Origin of the sequence: Acidovorax sp. sif0632, assembly GCF_019218805.1 — a bacterium.
Taxonomy (GTDB): domain Bacteria; phylum Pseudomonadota; class Gammaproteobacteria; order Burkholderiales; family Burkholderiaceae_C; genus Acidovorax; species Acidovorax facilis.
The window spans coordinates 142,445-160,506 of record NZ_JAHUWW010000004.1 but is presented as its reverse complement, the minus strand read 5'-3'; the positions used below and the strand labels follow the sequence as shown (position 1 = coordinate 160,506).

Genomic DNA, 18,062 nt, shown 5'->3' with positions numbered 1-18,062 from the left:
TTCGCAACCATATTCGCAACGCTTGAGACACGCGACATGGCCACCCGGCCAGCGACACGCTGCAAAGCCCGCGATTATATCCATTTCCCTCTTCCATGCCCAAAATTCGTTCCAGCACCGACAGCGATATTCCCGCCATCACGGCCATTTACCAACACCATGTGCTTCACGGTACAGGTACCTTCGAGATCGATCCACCATCTGAAGCCGACATGGCAGGCCGCCGTGCCGACGTGCTGGCCCGGGGCCTGCCCTGGCTGGTGGCCGAAAAGGACGGCCAGGTGCTGGGCTATGCCTATGCCAACTGGTTCAAGCCCCGTCCAGCCTACCGGTTCTCTGCCGAGGACTCGATCTACGTGGCCGACAGCGCCCGTGGCATGGGCCTGGGCCGCAAGCTGCTGACCGAGCTGGCGGCCCAGGCCGAAGCAGCTGGGGTACGCAAGCTGCTGGCCGTGATTGGCGACTCGGCCAACGCGGGCTCGATCGGTGTGCACCGGGCGCTGGGCTTCACCGACGTGGGTGTCATGCGTTCGGTGGGATGGAAGTTCGGCGCTTGGCGCGACATCGTGCTCATGGAGAAAACCCTGGGCGCGGGCGACACCACATCGCCCGAATGAAAACGGACCCCATGCTCGCCCCGCAGCACAGAGCGCAGCCCTCCGAAGCGGCCCCCTTGGAGACCACTTGTTCATCTTGGGGCGGCCCGACGATGAATAATGCCCCATGAAAAACAAAACTTTGGCGGCATGGCTTGCCTTCGTGGGCGGGCCGCTGGGCCTTCACCGCTTTTACCTGCACGGGATCACCGACATGCTGGGCTGGCTGCTCCCGATACCGACGGCCCTCGGTATCTACGGCATCCAGCGCGTGCAGCAGCTCGGCCAGGACGACCACACCAGCTGGATGCTGATTCCTTTGCTGGGCTTCACGATTGCGGGCTGCGCCTTGCAAGCCATCCTGTTTGCACTCAAGACGCCCGAGGCGTGGAACGCGCGCTACAACCCCACGGCCGCACCCGACGCCCCAGCGGGCAGGACCCAATGGATCACCATCGGCGCCATCGTGGTCTCGCTGTTGGTGGGCACGGCGGTGCTGATGGCCAGCCTCGCGTTCAGCTTCCAACGGTACTTCGAGTACCAGATCGAGGAAGCTCGCAAGATCTCGCAGTGACCGACACCCACCAAGCGAACGCCCCATTGAATCCACATTCAAATGGGGCGTTGGCGCTTTTCCATATTGCCTAATTAGCTATACATTCAATAGCAAATCAGGAATCAGGGCATTCAGAATATCTGCAGACTGATCCAGTACGCCACGGCAGCCACAAACGCACTGGCGGGGATGGTCAAGATCCACGCCCAGACGATATTGCCTGCCACGCCCCAGCGCACTGCGCTGGCGCGCTGCGTGGAGCCCACGCCCACGATGGCGCCTGTGATGGTGTGGGTGGTGGACACCGGAATACCCAGCGTTGTTGCCAGGAACAGGGTCAGCGCCCCGCCCGTCTCGGCACAGAAGCCGCCCACGGGCTTGAGCTTGGTGATCTTCTGGCCCATGGTTTTCACGATGCGCCAGCCGCCGAACATGGTTCCCAGGCCGATAGCCACGTAGCAGCTGACAATCGTCCAGGTGGGTGGCGAAGCATCGCTTGCCGACGAATACCCTGTGGCAATCAGCAGCAGCCAGATGATGCCGATGGTCTTTTGCGCATCGTTGCCCCCGTGGCCCAGGCTGTAGGCCCCTGCGGACACGAGCTGCAGGCGCCGGAACCATTTGTCCACCCGGCTTGGCCGCGTTCGCCGAAAGATGTGCGCCACAGCCACCATCATGAGAGAGCCCAGCAGGAAGCCGAGCAAGGGCGAAACGAAGATGAACGCCACGGTCTTGAGGATGCCGGTGGAGATCAGCGCGCTGGCACCCGCCTTGGCGATCACCGCCCCCACGATGCCGCCGATGAGCGCATGCGATGAGCTGCTGGGGATGCCGTAGTACCAGGTGATGACGTTCCAGGTGATGGCGCCCACCAAGGCACCAAACACCACATGAGTGTCCACGATGCCAGGCTGCACGATGCCCTTGCCCACCGTAGCGGCCACGCTCAGGTGGAAGACAAAGATCGCTACAAAGTTGAAGAACGCGGCGAACAGCACCGCCTGTGCGGGCTTGAGCACGCCGGTGGACACCACCGTGGCAATCGAATTGGCAGCATCATGAAACCCGTTCATGAAGTCGAACAGGATCGCCAGTGCCACGAGCAGAACCACAACCCAGAGGGCCGTTTGTACGGTTTCCATACTGGTCAGCCTGCCGGATCAGGAGTTTTCGAGGACGATGCCCTCGATGCAATTGGCCACGTCCTCGCACTTGTCGGTGATGGTCTCCAGCAGCTCGTAGATGGCCTTGAGCTTGATCACCTCGCGCACATCGGGCTCTTCACGGAAGAGCTTGCTCATGGCGCTGCGCATCACGCGGTCGGCGTCGGATTCGAGCTTGTCGATCTCTTCGCAGGTCTTGAGCGCGGCTTCAGCCACGGCCGGATCGGCGATCTTGTCGAGCAACTTGACGGCATCACGCAGGCGTTCGCAGCACTTGAGGCTCAGGTCGGTCAGGCGGGTGATCTCTTCCGTCATGTGGCGCACGTCGTACAGCGCCATGGTCTCGGCAGAGTCCTGGATCAGATCGGCCACATCGTCCATGGTGTTGATCAGCGTGTGGATCTGCTCGCGGTCAATCGGGGTGATGAAGGTCTTGTGGATGGCCTTGTTCACCTCGTGCGTCACGCGGTCGGCAGCACGCTCGGCGTTGTCCACATCCTGGTTGTATTTGTCGCGCAGGTGCGGGTCGCTGTAGTTGGCCACCAGTTGCGAGAAAGCCCGGGCCGCCTCGACGATGCGGTCTGCATGCTGGTTGAACATTTCGAAAAAATTGCCTTCGCGTGGCAACAGCTTGGCAAACAGCATGGAGGCTCCTGGATCGGTATCGATTTTTAGAAAATGAGACAAAGCCATGACAAAACCATGACTTTTAAGTGACAGGTGAGTTTAACCGGCCGCCCTCACCCGCAGCCACGGGCGCCCGGCGCGGATACCGGGCAACACGCACCATTCATCAGGCACTGCGGAAAATGAAATACACAGCACCCACCAGGCACAGGCCTGCCCAGAGGTAGTCCCACTTCAGGGGCTGGCCCATGTAGAACACCGCGAACGGCACAAACACCGCCAGCGTGATCACCTCCTGCATGATCTTGAGCTGCCCCACGTTGAACTGGGTAAACCCGATCCGGTTGGCAGGCACCTGCAGCAGGTACTCGAACAATGCAATGCCCCAACTCACCAGCGCTGCGGTGTACCAGGGTGACGTGGCCAGGTTCTTGAGGTGCCCGTACCAGGCAAAGGTCATGAAAACGTTGCTGGCAATCAGCAGCAACACGGTCAGGAGTGATACGGGCAAGGATTGCAGAGCGGACATCGACATGCGGCGACAGGTGGTGGCGGGGTGGGCGCAAATTATGAACAAAATTGGCATCTGGCGCTGGATACACATCCGCCATAAGCTATAAAAAACATAGCAATCAATCCATACAAACACCAACGCCTGCGCCAAAAAAAAGGCACCGCCGTGTGGCAGTGCCTTGTGCGACGCACCATGCACCTGCCCCACGCAGGGCGGGCCGGGCGGGGGTGTTGCCTTATTCGCCCAGGTAGGCGGCGCGCACCTTGGGATCGTTCAGGAGTTCCTGGCCGGGGCCGGCCATGGTGATCAGGCCGGACTCCATTACGTAGCCACGGTCGGCAATTGCCAGCGCCCGGCTCGCGTTCTGCTCCACCAGCAAAATGGTGACGCCCAGGGCGTACACATCGCGCACCACTTCAAAGATCTTGTCCACCATGATGGGCGACAGACCCATGGAGGGCTCGTCCAGCAGCAGCACCTTGGGCTGGCTCATCAGCGCACGGCCCATGGCCAGCATCTGCTGTTCACCGCCCGACATGGTGCCAGCGAGCTGGTCCTTGCGTTCGCGCAGGCGCGGGAAGATGGTGAACATCTTTTCGATGTCGGCCAGGATGCCTGCCTTGTCGCGGCGCGTGTAGGCGCCCATCTGCAGGTTCTCGGTGATGGTCATGCGAGCGAACACGCCCCGACCTTCCGGCACCATCACAAGACCCTTCTTCACCAGATCCCAGGCGCCTTTGCCCTTGATGCTTTCACCCAGGTAATGGATGTCGCCATCGTTCATGCCCAGGGTGCCGGTGATCGCCTTCATGGTGGTGGTCTTGCCAGCGCCGTTGGAGCCGATCAGCGAAACCAATTCCCCCTCGCGCACTTCAAAGTCCACGCCCTTCACGGCCTGGATACCGCCGTAGGCCACTTTCAGGCCCTTGACCTGCAGCAGTATCTTGTTGGATTTTTCGGCCATTCTCAATGTCCTCCGGTGCCCAGATAGGCCTCAATCACTTTTTCGTTCTTCTGCACGGTGGCAGGCGTACCTTCGGCGATCTGCTTGCCGTAGTCGAGCACCGTCACGCGGTCGCACAGGCCCATCACCAGCTTCACGTCGTGCTCGATGAGCAAGATGGTGCGGTTGTCGTTGCGGATGCGGTCGATCAGCTCGCGCAGCAGCACCTTTTCGGTGGCGTTCATGCCGGCTGCGGGCTCGTCCAGCGCAATCAGTTGCGGATCGGTGGCCAGGGCGCGGGCGATCTCCAGGCGGCGTTGGTCACCATAGGAGAGGGTACGCGCCTTGTAGTCGGCGAACTTGCCAATGCCCACGTAGTCGAGCAGTTCCTGCGCGCGCTTGGCAATGGCCAGCTCTTCTTCCTTGAAACCCTTGGTGCGCAGCACCGCACCCAGCAGGCCGGACTTGGTGCGGATGTGGCGGCCCACCATTACATTTTCCAGCGCCGTCATTTCTGCAAACAGGCGGATGTTCTGGAAGGTGCGGGCAATGCCCGCCTTGGCCACTTCATGCACGGCCGTGGGCTCGTAAGGCTTGCCGGCGAGCTCAAAGGTGCCGCTGTCGGGGGTGTAAAGGCCGGTGATCACGTTGAAGAACGTGGTCTTGCCCGCGCCGTTGGGACCGATCAGGCCATAGACCTGGCCACGCTCGATGGTGATGCCCACGTCGGAGAGGGCTTGCAGGCCACCAAAACGCTTGGAAATACCTGCAACCCGCAGCACCACGTCGCTGGCTGATTTCTGAATGTTCTCTGCCATGTTCTAACTTTCTGCGGTGTTCAGGTCTTCTGCGTGAGGCTCTTGCCATGGTCGGGCGCTGGCCACAGACCACGGGGACGCATCAGCATGATGATGATCATGGCCAGTGCGATCAGCAGCTGGCGCAGGATGGCAGAGTCCAGACGGCCGTCCGTCATGGCCTGCAGCGGGCCTGCCACGTAGCGCAGCACTTCGGGCAAGGCCGACAGCAGCACGGCACCCAGGATCACGCCGGGAATGTGGCCGATACCGCCCAGCACCACCATGGCGACGATCATGACCGACTCCATCAGGCTGAACGACTCGGGCGACACAAAGCCCTGGAACGCACCGAACATCGCACCCGACACGCCGCCAAACGAAGCGCCCATGCCGAAGGCCAGCAGCTTCATGTTGCGGGTGTTGATGCCCATGGCCTTGGCGGCGATTTCGTCTTCACGGATGGCCATCCAGGCGCGGCCGATGCGCGAGTCCTGCAGGCGATAGCAAATAACGATGGAGACCACCACCAGAACCAGGAACAGGTAGTAGTACAGCGTGACGGAGCTGATATCAAAGCCGAACACCTCCAGGCGCTTGCCCAGGTCCAGGCCAAAAATCTTGACCGAGTCGATCTGGCCCAGGCCCTTGGGGCCGTTGGTCAGGTTGACGGGGTGGTCCAGGTTGTTCAGGAAGATACGGATGATTTCGCCGAAGCCCAAGGTCACGATGGCCAGGTAGTCCCCGCGCAACTTGAGCGTGGGCGCCCCCAAAAGCGCTCCGAAGAACGCCGCCAGTAACGCCGCCACCGGTATCACCAGCCACAGCGAGGTGTGCAAGCCGTTGGGGAACATGGCGGCAAACGCCGCAAAGTTGTCCGCAAGGTGCGGCGAGGCCATCAAGGCAAACAGGTAGGCACCCACGGCGTAGAACGCCACGTAGCCCAGGTCCAGCAGGCCGGCGTAGCCCACCACGATGTTTAGGCCCAGGGCCAGCAGCACATACAGCAGCGCCAGGTCGGCGATACGCACCCAGGCATTGCCGAAGGATTGCAGGATCAGCGGCAGCACCAGCAGCGCGACGGCGCCGATGATCCAGTTGGTTTTGGTGTTCTTCATGGTGTGAGGCTCCTCAGGCGCGATCGGCCACACGCTCACCCAGCAGGCCCGAAGGACGCAGCGTCAGGATGATGATGAGCACGATGAACGCAAAGATGTCGGTGTAGTGGCTGCCCAGCAGACCGCCCGTGAGCGTGCCGATGTAGCCCGAGCCGATGGCTTCGATGAGACCCAGCAAAATGCCGCCCACCACTGCACCGGCCAGGTTGCCAATGCCGCCGAACACCGCCGCCGTGAAGGCCTTGAGGCCCGGCAGGAAGCCCATGGTGTGCTGCGCCGTGCCGTAGTTGGAGGCATACATGATGCCGGCCACGGCGGCCAGAATGGCGCCGATGATGAAGGTGGCGGAAATCACCATGTCGGGCTTGACGCCCATCAGGGAAGCAACGCGGGGGTTCTCAGCCGTGGCGCGCATCGCGCGGCCCAGGTTGGTATGGTTCACCAGGTACACCAGCGAGGCCAGGGCAACAGCGGTCACGCCCAGGATCAGGATCTGTGTGGGGGTGATGTAAGCGCCACCCACCTCGAACGGCGCGCTGGGCAACATCGTGGGATAGGGCTTGTAGTTGGGCTTCCAGATGATCATGGCCAGCGTCTGCAGCAGGATCGACATGCCGATGGCGGTGATCAGGGGGGCGAGACGAGGACTGTTGCGCAGAGGGCGGTAGGCCACCTTCTCGATCACAAAATTGAGCGTTGCGGCAACCACGCAGGCAATGAGGGTGGCCAGCAGCAGGATGAGCCAGCCCGGGGCGCCAGGCATTGCAGCCTGCATCATTCCTATACAGCTCCAACTGGTCAGAGCCCCGATCATGAGCACTTCGCCGTGGGCGAAATTGATCAGCTGAATAATGCCGTACACCATCGTGTAGCCCAAGGCTATCAAGGCGTACATGCTGCCGAGTACCAGACCGTTGATGATCTGTTGCAGCAAAATGTCCATAAGAGAAGTCCTTCGTTTGTAACGTACCCACCGCTTTGGCACCGGAATCGGTACAGCCTTGTGGGCCCGACTGCCATCTAGCAAAAAACCCGCCAGAAGTGCAGCTGTGCGGGTTTGTGGACGGGATTGTAGCGAGTAGTCACAAGCGGCCCCCACCAAGCCGGGCGGGGTTTTCCCTCGGGTTGGCGCCACATCAGCGTGCAACGCAATCCATAAGCTCACATGATGCAAGCAGGAAAATTGATGTGCAAACTTATTACCAGCTTCATGCCAAATCAGCATGACGCGGGGTGCGCCTCCCATGGGCAGAGGTTCAGGACTTTTCGTCCGGCCCATCCTCCAGATCGGCTGAAACATTGCGCGCACGCAGCTCACGCAATTTCTGTGCAATCTTGATTTCGAGCCCGCGCTCCACCGGCGCGTAAAAACCGGGCTCCGGCATGCCCTCGGGCAGGTAGTTTTCGCCTGCGGCGAAGCCGCCCTCTTCGTCGTGCGCGTAGCGGTAGCCCTTGCCGTAGTCGAGCTGTTTCATGAGCTGTGTTGGTGCGTTGCGCAGGTGCATGGGCACGGGGCGGGTGCCGTCCTGCTTCACCCAGGCGCGGGCTGCGTTGTAGGCCTTGTAGACCGCGTTGGACTTGGGCGCCACGGCCAGGTACACCACACATTCGGCCAGGGCCAGCTCACCCTCGGGGCTGCCCAGGCGCTCGTACACCTCGGTCGCGTCCAGCGCGAGGCGCAGCGCACGCGGGTCGGCCAGGCCGATGTCCTCGCTGGCCATGCGCACCAGGCGGCGCGCCATGTAGCGCGGGTCGGCACCGCCGTCGAGCATGCGCACCAGCCAGTACAGCGCAGCGTCGGGGTCGGAGCCGCGCACCGACTTGTGCAACGCGCTGATGGTGTCGTAGAACTGCTCGCCGCCCTTGTCATAGCGGCGCATGCGCTCGCCCAGCACCTTGAGCAGCCAGGCGTCGGTGATCTCGGACAGCTTTTCCTGCGTGGCCGCCATGGCCAGGGTTTCGAGTGTGTTGAGCAATCTGCGGGCATCGCCATCGGCGTAGGCCACCAGGCGGTCAATTGCTACATCTTCGATAGCTGGTAGCGCTTTCTCCGCCTGCGCCAGAGCCACTATTTGCTTCAAATCCTGTTCGGACAGCGGCTGCAGCACGTACACGGCGGCGCGGGATAGCAGCGCCGAGTTCACCTCGAACGACGGGTTTTCGGTGGTTGCACCAATGAAGGTAAACAACCCGCTCTCCACATGCGGCAAGAAGGCATCTTGCTGGCTCTTGTTGAAGCGGTGCACTTCATCCACGAAGACGATCGTGCGCTGCTGCATCAGACCATCACGCGCGGCCTCGGCACGTTCGACCGCTTCGCGGATGTCCTTGACCCCGCCCAGCACGGCACTGATGCTGATGAACTGCGCGTCAAAGGCATCGGCCATCAGGCGTGCGATGGTCGTCTTGCCCACACCCGGCGGGCCCCAGAGGATGCAGCTGTGCGGGCGGCCCGATTCGAACGCGAGCCGCAGCGGCATGCCCGGGCCCAGCACATGCTGCTGCCCGATCACCTCGCCCAGCGTGCGGGGCCGCAGGCGCTCGGCCAGGGGCTGGTGGGCCGAGGGGTGGGCCTGGGAAGGTGCTGCGGAGGCACTGCGTGCTGCCATGTTCGTATCCTGTCTACATCACGCTGGTTTTTAAGCCAAATTGGCCTCTAGCGCTTATCTGATAAGCGCTTGCAGCTATCTTTTTCGCAGCAACCTACTGTTTCACCACATCCGCTCCAGCGGGCGGCTTGAACTGGAAGGTGCTGGCGGGCAGCGCTGCGTTGGCCTGCATGCCATTGAAACGAATCAGGGAGCGCTGGCCAAAGCTGTCCAGAATGTCGAGGGCCGCCAGTTGCTCACCCGCAAAACCCACGCGCACGCTCTTGAGCTGACCATCCTTGGTCTTGGGGCTGGCCAGCACCCACTGCAGGCCATCCTGCTCAGGCGCTGCTTCGAGCGTGAACTCGGCCTTGAGCGCCGACAGGTCGGGGGCCGATGCGAGCAGCGCGGCGGGCGTGCTGCCCAGCGCCTGTGACTGCGAACGCTGGGTGACCTGGTTCAGGTCCACGTCGTACAGCCACAGGGTCTGGCCATCGGCCACGATGGTCTGCTCGAAGGGTTTCTTGTAGACGAACTTGAAACGCCCGGGGCGCTGGAATTCAAAACTGCCGCTCGATGTCTTGGTGCGCGCGGTCTGGCCGTCCTTGGGGGGCGAAGTCACGGTCTGCGTGAAATCCGCCTTGCCCGTTTGTGTGCCCTTCATGAACGATTCAAGGCTTTTCAAGCCATCAGCGCTTGCCAGCGTTGCGCTGGCAGCTATCAAAATTGCAGTAACGGTCTTTTTCAAAGGGAACTCCTGTGGGGCACGGGCTGGGCTCATCGCCCTGCCCTTGTCATTCGCTGCGCGCGGGAACCAGCACTTCGCGCTGGCCGCTGGTGGTCAGGCCACTCACGAGGCCCGCCTTTTCCATGTCTTCCAGCAGCCGCGCCGAGCGGTTGTAGCCAATGCGCAGCTTGCGCTGCACGTACGAGATGCTGGCCTTGCGGTCCTTGAGCACCACTTCGACGGCCTGGTCGTACATGGGGTCCTTCTCGCCCCCTTCGCCACCACCGCCCTCCCCCGACAGATCACCCTCGCCATCCACAGTTCCACCTTCGAGCACGCCTTCTATGTAGTCCGGCTCCCCTTGTTCCTTGAGATAACTGACGACACGGTGTACTTCTTCGTCCGACACAAAGGCGCCATGCACCCGGATCGGCAGGCCCGTGCCGCTGGCCATGTAGAGCATGTCGCCCATGCCCAGCAGGGCTTCTGCGCCCATCTGGTCGAGGATGGTGCGGCTGTCGATCTTGGAGCCCACGGAGAACGCGATGCGGGTGGGAATGTTGGCCTTGATCAGGCCGGTGATCACATCCACACTGGGGCGCTGCGTGGCGAGGATCAGGTGGATGCCGGCCGCACGCGCCTTCTGCGCCAGGCGGGCGATCAGCTCTTCGATCTTCTTGCCCACCACCATCATCAGGTCGGCCAGCTCGTCGATGATGACCACGATGTGCGGCAGGCGCTGCAGCGGTTCGGGCTCTTCGGGCGTCAGGCTGAAGGGGTTGTAGATGAACTCTTCGCGCGCCTTGGCTTCATCAATCTTGACGTTGTAGCCCGCGAGGTTGCGCACGCCCAGCTTGGACATGAGCTTGTAGCGCCGCTCCATCTCGGCCACGCACCAGTTCAGGCCGTGCGCCGCCTGTTTCATGTCGGTGACCACCGGGGCCAGCAGGTGCGGAATACCTTCGTAGACCGACATTTCCAGCATCTTGGGGTCGATCATCAAGAGGCGCACATCGCGTGCCTCGGCCTTGTACAGGAGCGAGAGGATCATCGCGTTGATCCCCACCGACTTGCCTGAGCCCGTGGTACCCGCCACCAGCACGTGCGGCATCTTGGCAAGGTCCGCCACCACCGGGTTGCCCACGATGTCCTTGCCCAGGCCCATGGTGAGCATGCTCTTGGCCTCGTGGTAAACCTGCGAGCCTAGGATTTCGGACAGGCGGATGGACTGCCGCTTGGCGTTGGGCAGCTCCAGCGCCATGAAGTTCTTGCCGGGGATGGTTTCCACCACGCGGATCGACACCAGGCTCAGCGAACGCGCCAGGTCCTTGGCCAGGCCCACGATCTGCGAGCCCTTCACACCCGTGGCGGGCTCGATTTCGTAGCGCGTGATCACCGGGCCGGGCATGGCCGCCACCACGCGCACTTCCACGCCAAAGTCCTTGAGCTTTTTCTCGATGAGGCGGCTGGTCATCTCCAGCGTCTCGGGCGCCACGGTTTCCTGGCGCTGCAGCGGGCCATCGAGCAGGTCCACCAGTGGCAGCTTGCTGTCGGGCATCTCGGTGAACAGCGGCTTCTGGCGCTCCTTCACCACGCGGGTGCTCTGCGGCACGTCTACCAGCACGGGTTCGATGATCTGGATCGGTTGGGGGTGGTGCACCTCGCTCTCGGTGCGTTCCTCGAGCACCACCACTTCACGCTCGCGCGCGGCCTTGCGGCCCACAGCCACATCCTTGGCCACTTCGCGCTTGGCCAGGCGCGACTGCACCAATGCGTCGATGCGCCCTCCCACAATTTCCGCGACATGGCCCCAGGAGAAACGGAACACCAGCGCCGCCCCCAGCACAGCCAGCACAATCGCCAGCAGGCCCGAGCCTGTAAAACCCAGCCACTTCACACTGGCAGGCCCCGTGATGTAGCCCAGCACGCCACCAGCATGCCCCGGCAGGAACGCTTCAAACCGGTACAGGCGCGACCACTCCAGCGCAGTGCTGGCACACATCAGCACCACCAGCCCCACCCAGAACATGGCCCGCCTGCGCATCGGGCTTACCGCGCCCGGGGCCGATTCGCCGCCACGCATCCACCGCGCCAGCGACGACAACCAGGCCCGCACACCGGCCGCCACACACCACCACACCGAAAAACCCAGTGCAAAGTAGCTGCCATCGGCCAGCCACGCACCAAACCGGCCCGCCCAGTTGGCGACCAAACGCCCACCCCGGGCGCCCGAGGTGGACCATGCGGCATCCTGCGCGGAATAGCTCAGCAGGGCCAGCAACCAGAAAACCAGGGCCAGCAGCCCCACCATCAGGCCAATTTCGTGGCCAAAACGGGCAGCGCCCGTACGCGGCGGCGACTTCGCCGCAGCCGATGCATTCAGGGTATTGAGGGAATAGGTCATAAGCGTGCCGGGCGAGCTTACCGCAAGCCCCCCGGGCATGACACCCGGGCTGAAGCGTTGCTAACTCAACGCGTTCAATCGGTCCTTGAGCACAGTGGCGCCACTGGGCAATGCCTCGATAAAGCCACGCTCTTCCAAATCTTTCATCACGCGGCTGACCATCTCGCGGGAGGCGCCCACCATCTTGGCCAGGTCCTGCCGGGAGATTTTGTCTTTGATCACCAACTGGCCTTGAGCGTCGGGCACCGCAAAGTCCAGCAGGGCATGGGCCACACGCCCATACACATCCAGCAACGCCAGTGACTCAATCTTGCGGTCGGCATGGCGCAGGCGCTTGACCAGCCCCCGCATCACCACCAGCGACATGGAGGCGTTCTCTGTGAGGCAACGCGCGAACTCTGCGCGCCCGAGCATGAGCACATCGGTCTGCACCTCGGCACGCACCGTGGCCGAGTGGGGTTCGTTGTCGATGATGCTCATCTCGCCGAGGTAGTCGCCCTGCGCGAGGGTGGCCAAAATCACCTCACGCCCCCGGCTGTCCGATGTCATCACGCGGGCGCGCCCCGTGAGCAGGATGAACAGGGCGTTGGATTTTTGCCCTTGCTCCACCAGCGCCTCGCCACGCTTGAAGCGGCGCTTGATCACCGCACCACTGATCACCTCGGCCTGGGCCACCGTGAGCAGCGAAAACAAGGGCACCCGGCGCAGCAGGTCCAGGTTGGACAACATCGTCGACATGAAAACTCCTTTCTAGGGCGACCCAACCGGAGCCGCACGGGTTGTGCAAGGGGTATCAATGGGTTCTTACAATCGCCGTGATTGAAAAAGGGACCGCTCGCGTGAGCGGTGCACGGTTGATACTTGCCAGTTCAACCCCCAGCTTCCCCAACAGCGCCGCATGTAGCAGGCGCAAAACACAGGCTTTTACCATGTCTACCACCCAACACGCGAAAGTTCTGATCCTTGGCTCTGGCCCTGCGGGCTACACCGCAGCGGTTTATGCCGCCCGCGCCAACCTGAACCCGGTGCTCATCACCGGCATGGCCCAGGGTGGCCAGCTGATGACCACGACCGAGGTGGACAACTGGCCGGCCGACGTGCATGGCGTGCAGGGGCCGGAGCTGATGCAGCGCTTTCTGGAGCACGCGGAGCGCTTCAAGACCCAGATCATCTTTGACCACATCAACAAGGTCGATTTCAGCCAGCGCCCCTTCACCCTCACCGGCGACAGCGGCACCTACACCTGCGACGCGCTGATCCTGGCCACTGGCGCATCGGCCAAGTACCTGGGCCTGCCTTCGGAAGAGGCCTTCATGGGCAAAGGCGTGTCGGGCTGCGCCACCTGCGACGGCTTCTTCTACCGCGAGCAGGACGTCTGCGTGGTCGGCGGCGGCAACACGGCGGTGGAGGAAGCGCTGTACCTGTCGAACATCGCCCGCAAGGTCACGCTGGTGCACCGCCGCGACAAGTTCAAGGCCGAGCCCATCCTGGTGGACAAGCTCAACGAAAAGGTCGCCGCCGGCAAGATTGAGCTCAAGCTGTTCAACACGCTGGACGAAGTGCTGGGCGACAACACGGGCGTGACCGGCATCCGCATCAAGAGCACCAAGGACGGCAGCACGGAAGACATCAAGCTGCAGGGCTGCTTCATCGCCATTGGCCATGCCCCCAACACCGAGATCTTCCAGGGTCAGCTGGAGATGGAGAACGGCTACATCATCACCCAGGGTGGGCTCAAGGGTTTTGCCACCCAGACCAGCGTGCCCGGCGTGTTTGCCGCAGGCGATGTGCAGGACCATGTGTACCGCCAAGCGATCACCAGCGCAGGCACGGGCTGCATGGCGGCACTGGACGCCCAGCGCTTCCTGGAACAAGAGTCTTGATGAAAAACTGGGCAGCAGGCTATAATTTGCGGCTTTGCTGAATTCGGCCCGTTTTTGCGGTCCTCCGAAACAGGCAAATCAATCGGGTTACCGCCACCCTTTCTGGCGAGGTGAGGCCGCAAGCCAACCTGGGCACACAAGCCCAGGGCCCAGCGAACGGCCGTTAAAAAGTATCGGAGTGTCCTCATGGCACGCGTCTGCGACGTAACGGGCAAGAAGCCCATGGTCGGGAACAACGTTTCCCACGCCAACAACAAAACCAAGCGCCGGTTCCTGCCGAACCTGCAATACCGCCGTTTCTGGGTCGAGACCGAAAATCGCTGGGTTCGCCTGCGCGTTTCGAGCGCTGCCCTGCGTTTGATCGACAAGAACGGTATCGACTCGGTGCTCGCAGACCTGCGCGCACGTGGTCAGGCTTAAGGAGAAGCACCATGGCAAGCAAAGGCGGACGCGACAAGATCAAGCTGGAATCCACTGCGGGTACCGGCCACTTCTACACCACGACCAAGAACAAGAAGACCATGCCCGAGAAAATGCTGATCATGAAATTTGATCCAAAAGCTCGCAAGCATGTGGAATACAAGGAAATGAAGCTGAAGTAATTCGGCCCGTTCCCCAAAAAAAACCGCCCGTCCAGGGCGGTTTTTTTATGCCTGCTGCGCAGACCTTTCACCCAGACTCTTTGCTCAAGCAACCTTGCGCGGCACGGGCAACTCGGCCATCTGCGCAGCCAGCAAGGCGCCCAGCGTGCGGTAGCCCGCCTCCACTTCGGCCGTGAACGGCATCCCACAGCTCAGCCGCAAGAAGTGCTCATACCGCCCGGTGTTGGAGAACATGGGGCCCGGGGCCACACGGATACCGTTTTGCAGCGCCTCGTCGTACAGGCGCGTGGAAGAGATGCCGACCGGCAGCTCCAGCCACAGGCTCAGGCCACCCGGCGGCAGGCTCAGTCGTGTGCCCATGGGAAAGTAGCGCGCCACGGCCCTCGCCGCCTGTTCTCGCTGGATGCGCAGCTGCGCCCGCATGCGGCGCATGTGGCGCTCGTAGGCCGGAGAGTCCACACTGCGCGCCGCCAGCAGCTGCGACCACGTCTGCATGTTGCGCGTGCGAGCGAACTTGATCATCTGCACACGGGCCTGCCAGCGCCCCGCGCTCATCCAGCCCTGGCGCAAGCCGGGAGCAAAGCTCTTGCTGAGCGATGCGCAATAGATCACCTGCCCGGCATCGCCCTGCCGGTCCCAGGCCTTGGCGGGCCGCAGCACGTGCGGCGACTCCACGAACTCCCGGTAGATGTCGTCCTCAATGAGGGCTAAGCCATGCTCCACGCACAGCGCTACCAGTCGCTCCTTGTGCGCATCGGGCATCACGCTTCCCTGCGGCATCTGCAGGTGGGGCACCACCACAACACCCTTGAGCCGTGGTTCGTTGCGCGCGGCCAGTTCCAGGGCTTCGAGCGACATGCCGGTGTGCGGGCTGCAGGGGATCTCCAGCGCGCGCAGCCCGCGCACCTCGATGGCCTGCAGGATGCCAAAGAAGGTGGGTGATTCGACGGCGATCACGTCGCCCGGCTCGGCGACGGCGTCCAGCGCCAGGTTCACCGCTTCGGAGTTGCCAAGTGTTGCGCCAATGTCGGCTGGCGCGACGCACACGCCGAAGGTGAGCGCATGCCGGGCCATGGCCTGCTGGAATTCGGGGTGGGTGGTGGGCGCGGACGGGCCGTACACCAGGACGTCGGGTTGCTCGCGCAACAGGCCATGGGCCAGGCGGTTGAGCGCAGCCGCATCAAACAGGCTTGGCGCGGGCATGGCGCTGCCTAAGTCCAGCGGCAGCGGGCCTGCGCGGCGGGCTTTTTCGAGAAAACCGGAAATGCGCTCGTTGATGCCCGCAAACACCCGCGGGTCGTGGGCCAGCGGCTCGTGCAACTCGGGCTCGCGCGCCCGGGGCAACGCCACATCGCCCGGCTCCCGCACAAAGTAGCCCACCCGCTCGCGCGCCTCCACGCAGCCCAGGGATTCGAGATGCCGCAACACCTGCAGCGCGGTGGTCAGGCTCACTTGGTGCCGCTGGCACAGCTCCCGCACCGACGGCATGCGCATGCCAGGCGTCAGGCTGCCAGCGGCTATGGCCTGTTCGTACAAAGCTGCCAGTTGGCGGTAGAGCGGGGCATCCCGCGAATCGGAAGAATGTGACATGGCGGGTATGGGGTACTGCTGCCGAGCCGTGGCGCAGGCTCAGAAGCCTAGAGGCGCATCGTGCCCGAGCCCTCTCTGCGGGTACAGATACAGGAACGCACAGATCGGACCATAACAGCACGCCAGTAATCTGCGCTGTTCTACCCGTTCCTGCACCGCCGTGTACCTGCCGGGGCAACGCTGCTTTTTTTACGCTACAGCCTCACAGCAGCCCTTCCTTCAGGAGCCCCGCACCATGCCACAGCGCAATCCAACCACCATCCCGCCCACCACCCCATCGGCCGCAGTCACCTTGGGCCTCACACCCGGCCAGAGCCTGTGGCTGTGCCTGCCGCCCGGCAGCGCAGTGCACACCACTCAGGGAGAGGTGTCACTTCGCTTTGCTCCACGAGACTTCGGGCACGCGTTGCACACTCTGCCGCAAATGCGGCTTGGGGCGGGCGAACATCTGCCCGAGGGCTGGAACACCAAGGCCGCCTGGGTGCAGGTGGGCAACGCCCTGCACTGCCGCTCTGAGATCCAGGTGACCGAAGGCACTCCCAGGCCGGGACTTTGGCACCAAGTACGGCACCTGCTGCGCTCAGCCTTTGCAGGCCGGGACAAAACCGCAAAGAACCGCGCTTTTGGCAAGGTGCCCGCAATGCGGTAACCGCTGCACCAAAGAAAAAGGCCTTGCCAGATGGCAAGGCCTTGGACAATGCGCGGCCCGCTTCAGGCCTGCGCCGCACGCAGCCGTAGCGAGAACTCACGCAGGGCGGCTATACCGCTTTCTTCCGCGCGGCGGCACCAGGCTTGCAGGTCCGCGGTGAGCTGCTCGCGCGATTGCGAGGTGTTGAGCCAAAGCTGGCGCAGCTCTTCGCGCATGGTGACCATCTTGTCGAGCGCGGGGTGCGCGGCACGGGCCTGGGCCAGTTGCGGCAATGCGATGGCCGGCACCTTCTCGGCATCGCGGTGCAGCCAGCGCTTGGCGGCCTGGAGCACCGAGGCATCGGCATTGCGTGCCTTGAGCGCTGCGATTTCGTCCTTGCAGGCCTGGCGCACGCCACGTGCATAGCCAGCCATCACCTCATAGCGGTTGGCAATCAGGGCCTCCAGCGTCTTTTCATCGGCCACAGGCTTGACGTCACCCAACTGGAGCTTGGGCGGCACCTTCTTGACCGTGGCCCAGCCAATCTTCTTCATCATGGTGATGTAGACCCAGCCGATGTCGAACTCATACGGCTTGACCGAGAACTTGGCCGACGTGGGATAGGTGTGGTGGTTGTTATGCAGCTCTTCGCCGCCAATGATGATGCCCCAGGGCGAGAGGTTGGTGCTGGCATCCTGCGCCTCAAAGTTGCGGTAGCCCCAGTAGTGGCCCACACCGTTGACCACACCCGCCGCCCAGAACGGAATCCAGAGCATCTGCACCGCCCACACTGCGGCGCCCAGAGCGCCGAACAGTGCAAGGTTCAGGATCAGCATGAGGCCCACACCCTGCCAGCCGTAACGGGTGTAGACGTTGCGCTCCATCCAGTCATCGGGCGTGCCGTGGCCGAACTTCTTCATCGTCTCCTGGTTCTTGGACTCGGCGCGGTACAGCTCGGCGCCACGCCACATCACGGTGTCCAGCCCCCGGGTCTGGGGGCTGTGGGGGTCGTCCACGGTTTCGCACTTGGCGTGGTGTTTGCGGTGGATAGCGACCCATTCCTTGGTGACCATGCCCGTACCGATCCACAGCCAGAAGCGGAAAAAGTGCGAAGGGATGGCGTGTAAGTCCAGCGCGCGGTGCGCCTGCGCGCGGTGCAGGAAAATCGTGACCGCCGCAATGGTGATGTGGGTCGTCGCCAGGGTGTACAGAATGATCTGCCACCAGGCCAGGTTCCACAACCCATGGCCCAGCCAGTCAATGGCAGCGTTCAGTACAGCCCAATCGGGTAACAGCATATTCAGAAAGCCTTACTTCTACAGAGAA

Annotated in this window: 19 protein-coding genes; 6 read left to right on the top strand and 13 right to left on the bottom strand. The window is 62.7% G+C overall.

The features are described from left to right. Positions 1-95: 95 nt before the first annotated feature. Positions 96-617, top strand: a complete 522-nt coding sequence (locus KW832_RS14420) for a GNAT family N-acetyltransferase (RefSeq protein ID WP_055403054.1) — start codon at positions 96-98, stop codon at positions 615-617. 106 nt (positions 618-723) lie between these two features. Beyond that, on the top strand, positions 724-1,170 hold the full coding sequence (locus tag KW832_RS14415; protein ID WP_055403056.1) for a TM2 domain-containing protein: 447 nt from the start codon (positions 724-726) through the stop codon (positions 1,168-1,170). Between the two features lie 113 nt (positions 1,171-1,283). Here the strand turns inward: KW832_RS14415 and KW832_RS14410 are convergent, their stop codons facing one another. The 11 genes from KW832_RS14410 to KW832_RS14360 form a co-directional block, all read right to left on the bottom strand. Continuing rightward, positions 1,284-2,294 carry an inorganic phosphate transporter gene (locus tag KW832_RS14410; RefSeq protein WP_055403058.1) on the bottom strand — a complete coding sequence of 337 codons (1,011 nt, stop codon included), beginning with the start codon at positions 2,292-2,294 and terminating at the stop codon, positions 1,284-1,286. Between the two features lie 18 nt (positions 2,295-2,312). Beyond that, positions 2,313-2,960, bottom strand: coding sequence for a DUF47 domain-containing protein (locus KW832_RS14405; protein WP_055403060.1), 648 nt, complete (start codon positions 2,958-2,960; stop codon positions 2,313-2,315). 148 nt (positions 2,961-3,108) lie between these two features. Further along, positions 3,109-3,471: a DMT family protein gene (locus KW832_RS14400; RefSeq protein WP_218300674.1), complete on the bottom strand. Its 363-nt coding sequence runs from the start codon at positions 3,469-3,471 to the stop codon at positions 3,109-3,111. A gap of 220 nt (positions 3,472-3,691) precedes the next feature. After that, entirely contained in the window at positions 3,692-4,420 is a 729-nt protein-coding gene (locus KW832_RS14395; protein ID WP_218300477.1) for an ABC transporter ATP-binding protein, read from the bottom strand. Positions 4,421-4,422: 2 nt separating this feature from the next. Further along, a complete protein-coding gene (locus KW832_RS14390) occupies positions 4,423-5,217 on the bottom strand; it encodes an ABC transporter ATP-binding protein (RefSeq protein WP_055403064.1) in 795 nt (264 codons plus the stop codon). A gap of 20 nt (positions 5,218-5,237) precedes the next feature. Then, positions 5,238-6,314 (bottom strand): ABC transporter ATP-binding protein, encoded by a 1,077-nt coding sequence (locus KW832_RS14385; RefSeq protein ID WP_218300476.1) that lies wholly within the window; start codon positions 6,312-6,314, stop codon positions 5,238-5,240. Between the two features lie 13 nt (positions 6,315-6,327). After that, a complete protein-coding gene (locus tag KW832_RS14380) occupies positions 6,328-7,257 on the bottom strand; it encodes a branched-chain amino acid ABC transporter permease (RefSeq protein ID WP_055403068.1) in 930 nt (309 codons plus the stop codon). 313 nt (positions 7,258-7,570) lie between these two features. Further along, entirely contained in the window at positions 7,571-8,923 is a 1,353-nt protein-coding gene (locus KW832_RS14375) for a replication-associated recombination protein A (protein ID WP_121505669.1), read from the bottom strand. A 94-nt stretch (positions 8,924-9,017) separates the two neighbouring features. Further along, positions 9,018-9,650: an outer membrane lipoprotein chaperone LolA gene (lolA, locus tag KW832_RS14370; protein ID WP_218300475.1), complete on the bottom strand. Its 633-nt coding sequence runs from the start codon at positions 9,648-9,650 to the stop codon at positions 9,018-9,020. A 46-nt stretch (positions 9,651-9,696) separates the two neighbouring features. Beyond that, positions 9,697-12,033, bottom strand: a complete 2,337-nt coding sequence (locus tag KW832_RS14365) for a DNA translocase FtsK (protein WP_121420853.1) — start codon at positions 12,031-12,033, stop codon at positions 9,697-9,699. A 60-nt stretch (positions 12,034-12,093) separates the two neighbouring features. Then, a complete protein-coding gene (locus KW832_RS14360; protein ID WP_121505666.1) occupies positions 12,094-12,771 on the bottom strand; it encodes a Crp/Fnr family transcriptional regulator in 678 nt (225 codons plus the stop codon). 191 nt (positions 12,772-12,962) lie between these two features. On the opposite strand from KW832_RS14360, the gene trxB reads away from it, so the two are divergent. The 3 genes from trxB to rpmG all read left to right on the top strand — a co-directional run bounded on the left by trxB (position 12,963) and on the right by rpmG (position 14,518). Continuing rightward, positions 12,963-13,916: a thioredoxin-disulfide reductase gene (trxB, locus tag KW832_RS14355; protein ID WP_218300474.1), complete on the top strand. Its 954-nt coding sequence runs from the start codon at positions 12,963-12,965 to the stop codon at positions 13,914-13,916. Between the two features lie 186 nt (positions 13,917-14,102). Then, the gene (gene rpmB, locus KW832_RS14350; RefSeq protein ID WP_007859763.1) at positions 14,103-14,336 is read left to right on the top strand and encodes a 50S ribosomal protein L28; all 234 of its coding nucleotides are present in this window, start codon (positions 14,103-14,105) and stop codon (positions 14,334-14,336) included. An 11-nt stretch (positions 14,337-14,347) separates the two neighbouring features. Beyond that, a complete protein-coding gene (gene rpmG, locus KW832_RS14345) occupies positions 14,348-14,518 on the top strand; it encodes a 50S ribosomal protein L33 (RefSeq protein ID WP_008904999.1) in 171 nt (56 codons plus the stop codon). Positions 14,519-14,602: 84 nt separating this feature from the next. On the opposite strand, the gene KW832_RS14340 is transcribed toward rpmG, so the two are convergent. Next, a complete protein-coding gene (locus KW832_RS14340; protein ID WP_121505665.1) occupies positions 14,603-16,108 on the bottom strand; it encodes a PLP-dependent aminotransferase family protein in 1,506 nt (501 codons plus the stop codon). Between the two features lie 235 nt (positions 16,109-16,343). On the opposite strand from KW832_RS14340, the gene KW832_RS14335 reads away from it, so the two are divergent. Then, entirely contained in the window at positions 16,344-16,757 is a 414-nt protein-coding gene (locus KW832_RS14335; protein ID WP_218300473.1) for a hypothetical protein, read from the top strand. A 62-nt stretch (positions 16,758-16,819) separates the two neighbouring features. On the opposite strand, the gene KW832_RS14330 is transcribed toward KW832_RS14335, so the two are convergent. Continuing rightward, positions 16,820-18,034, bottom strand: a complete 1,215-nt coding sequence (locus KW832_RS14330) for a fatty acid desaturase (RefSeq protein WP_121505663.1) — start codon at positions 18,032-18,034, stop codon at positions 16,820-16,822. Positions 18,035-18,062: the final 28 nt, after the last annotated feature.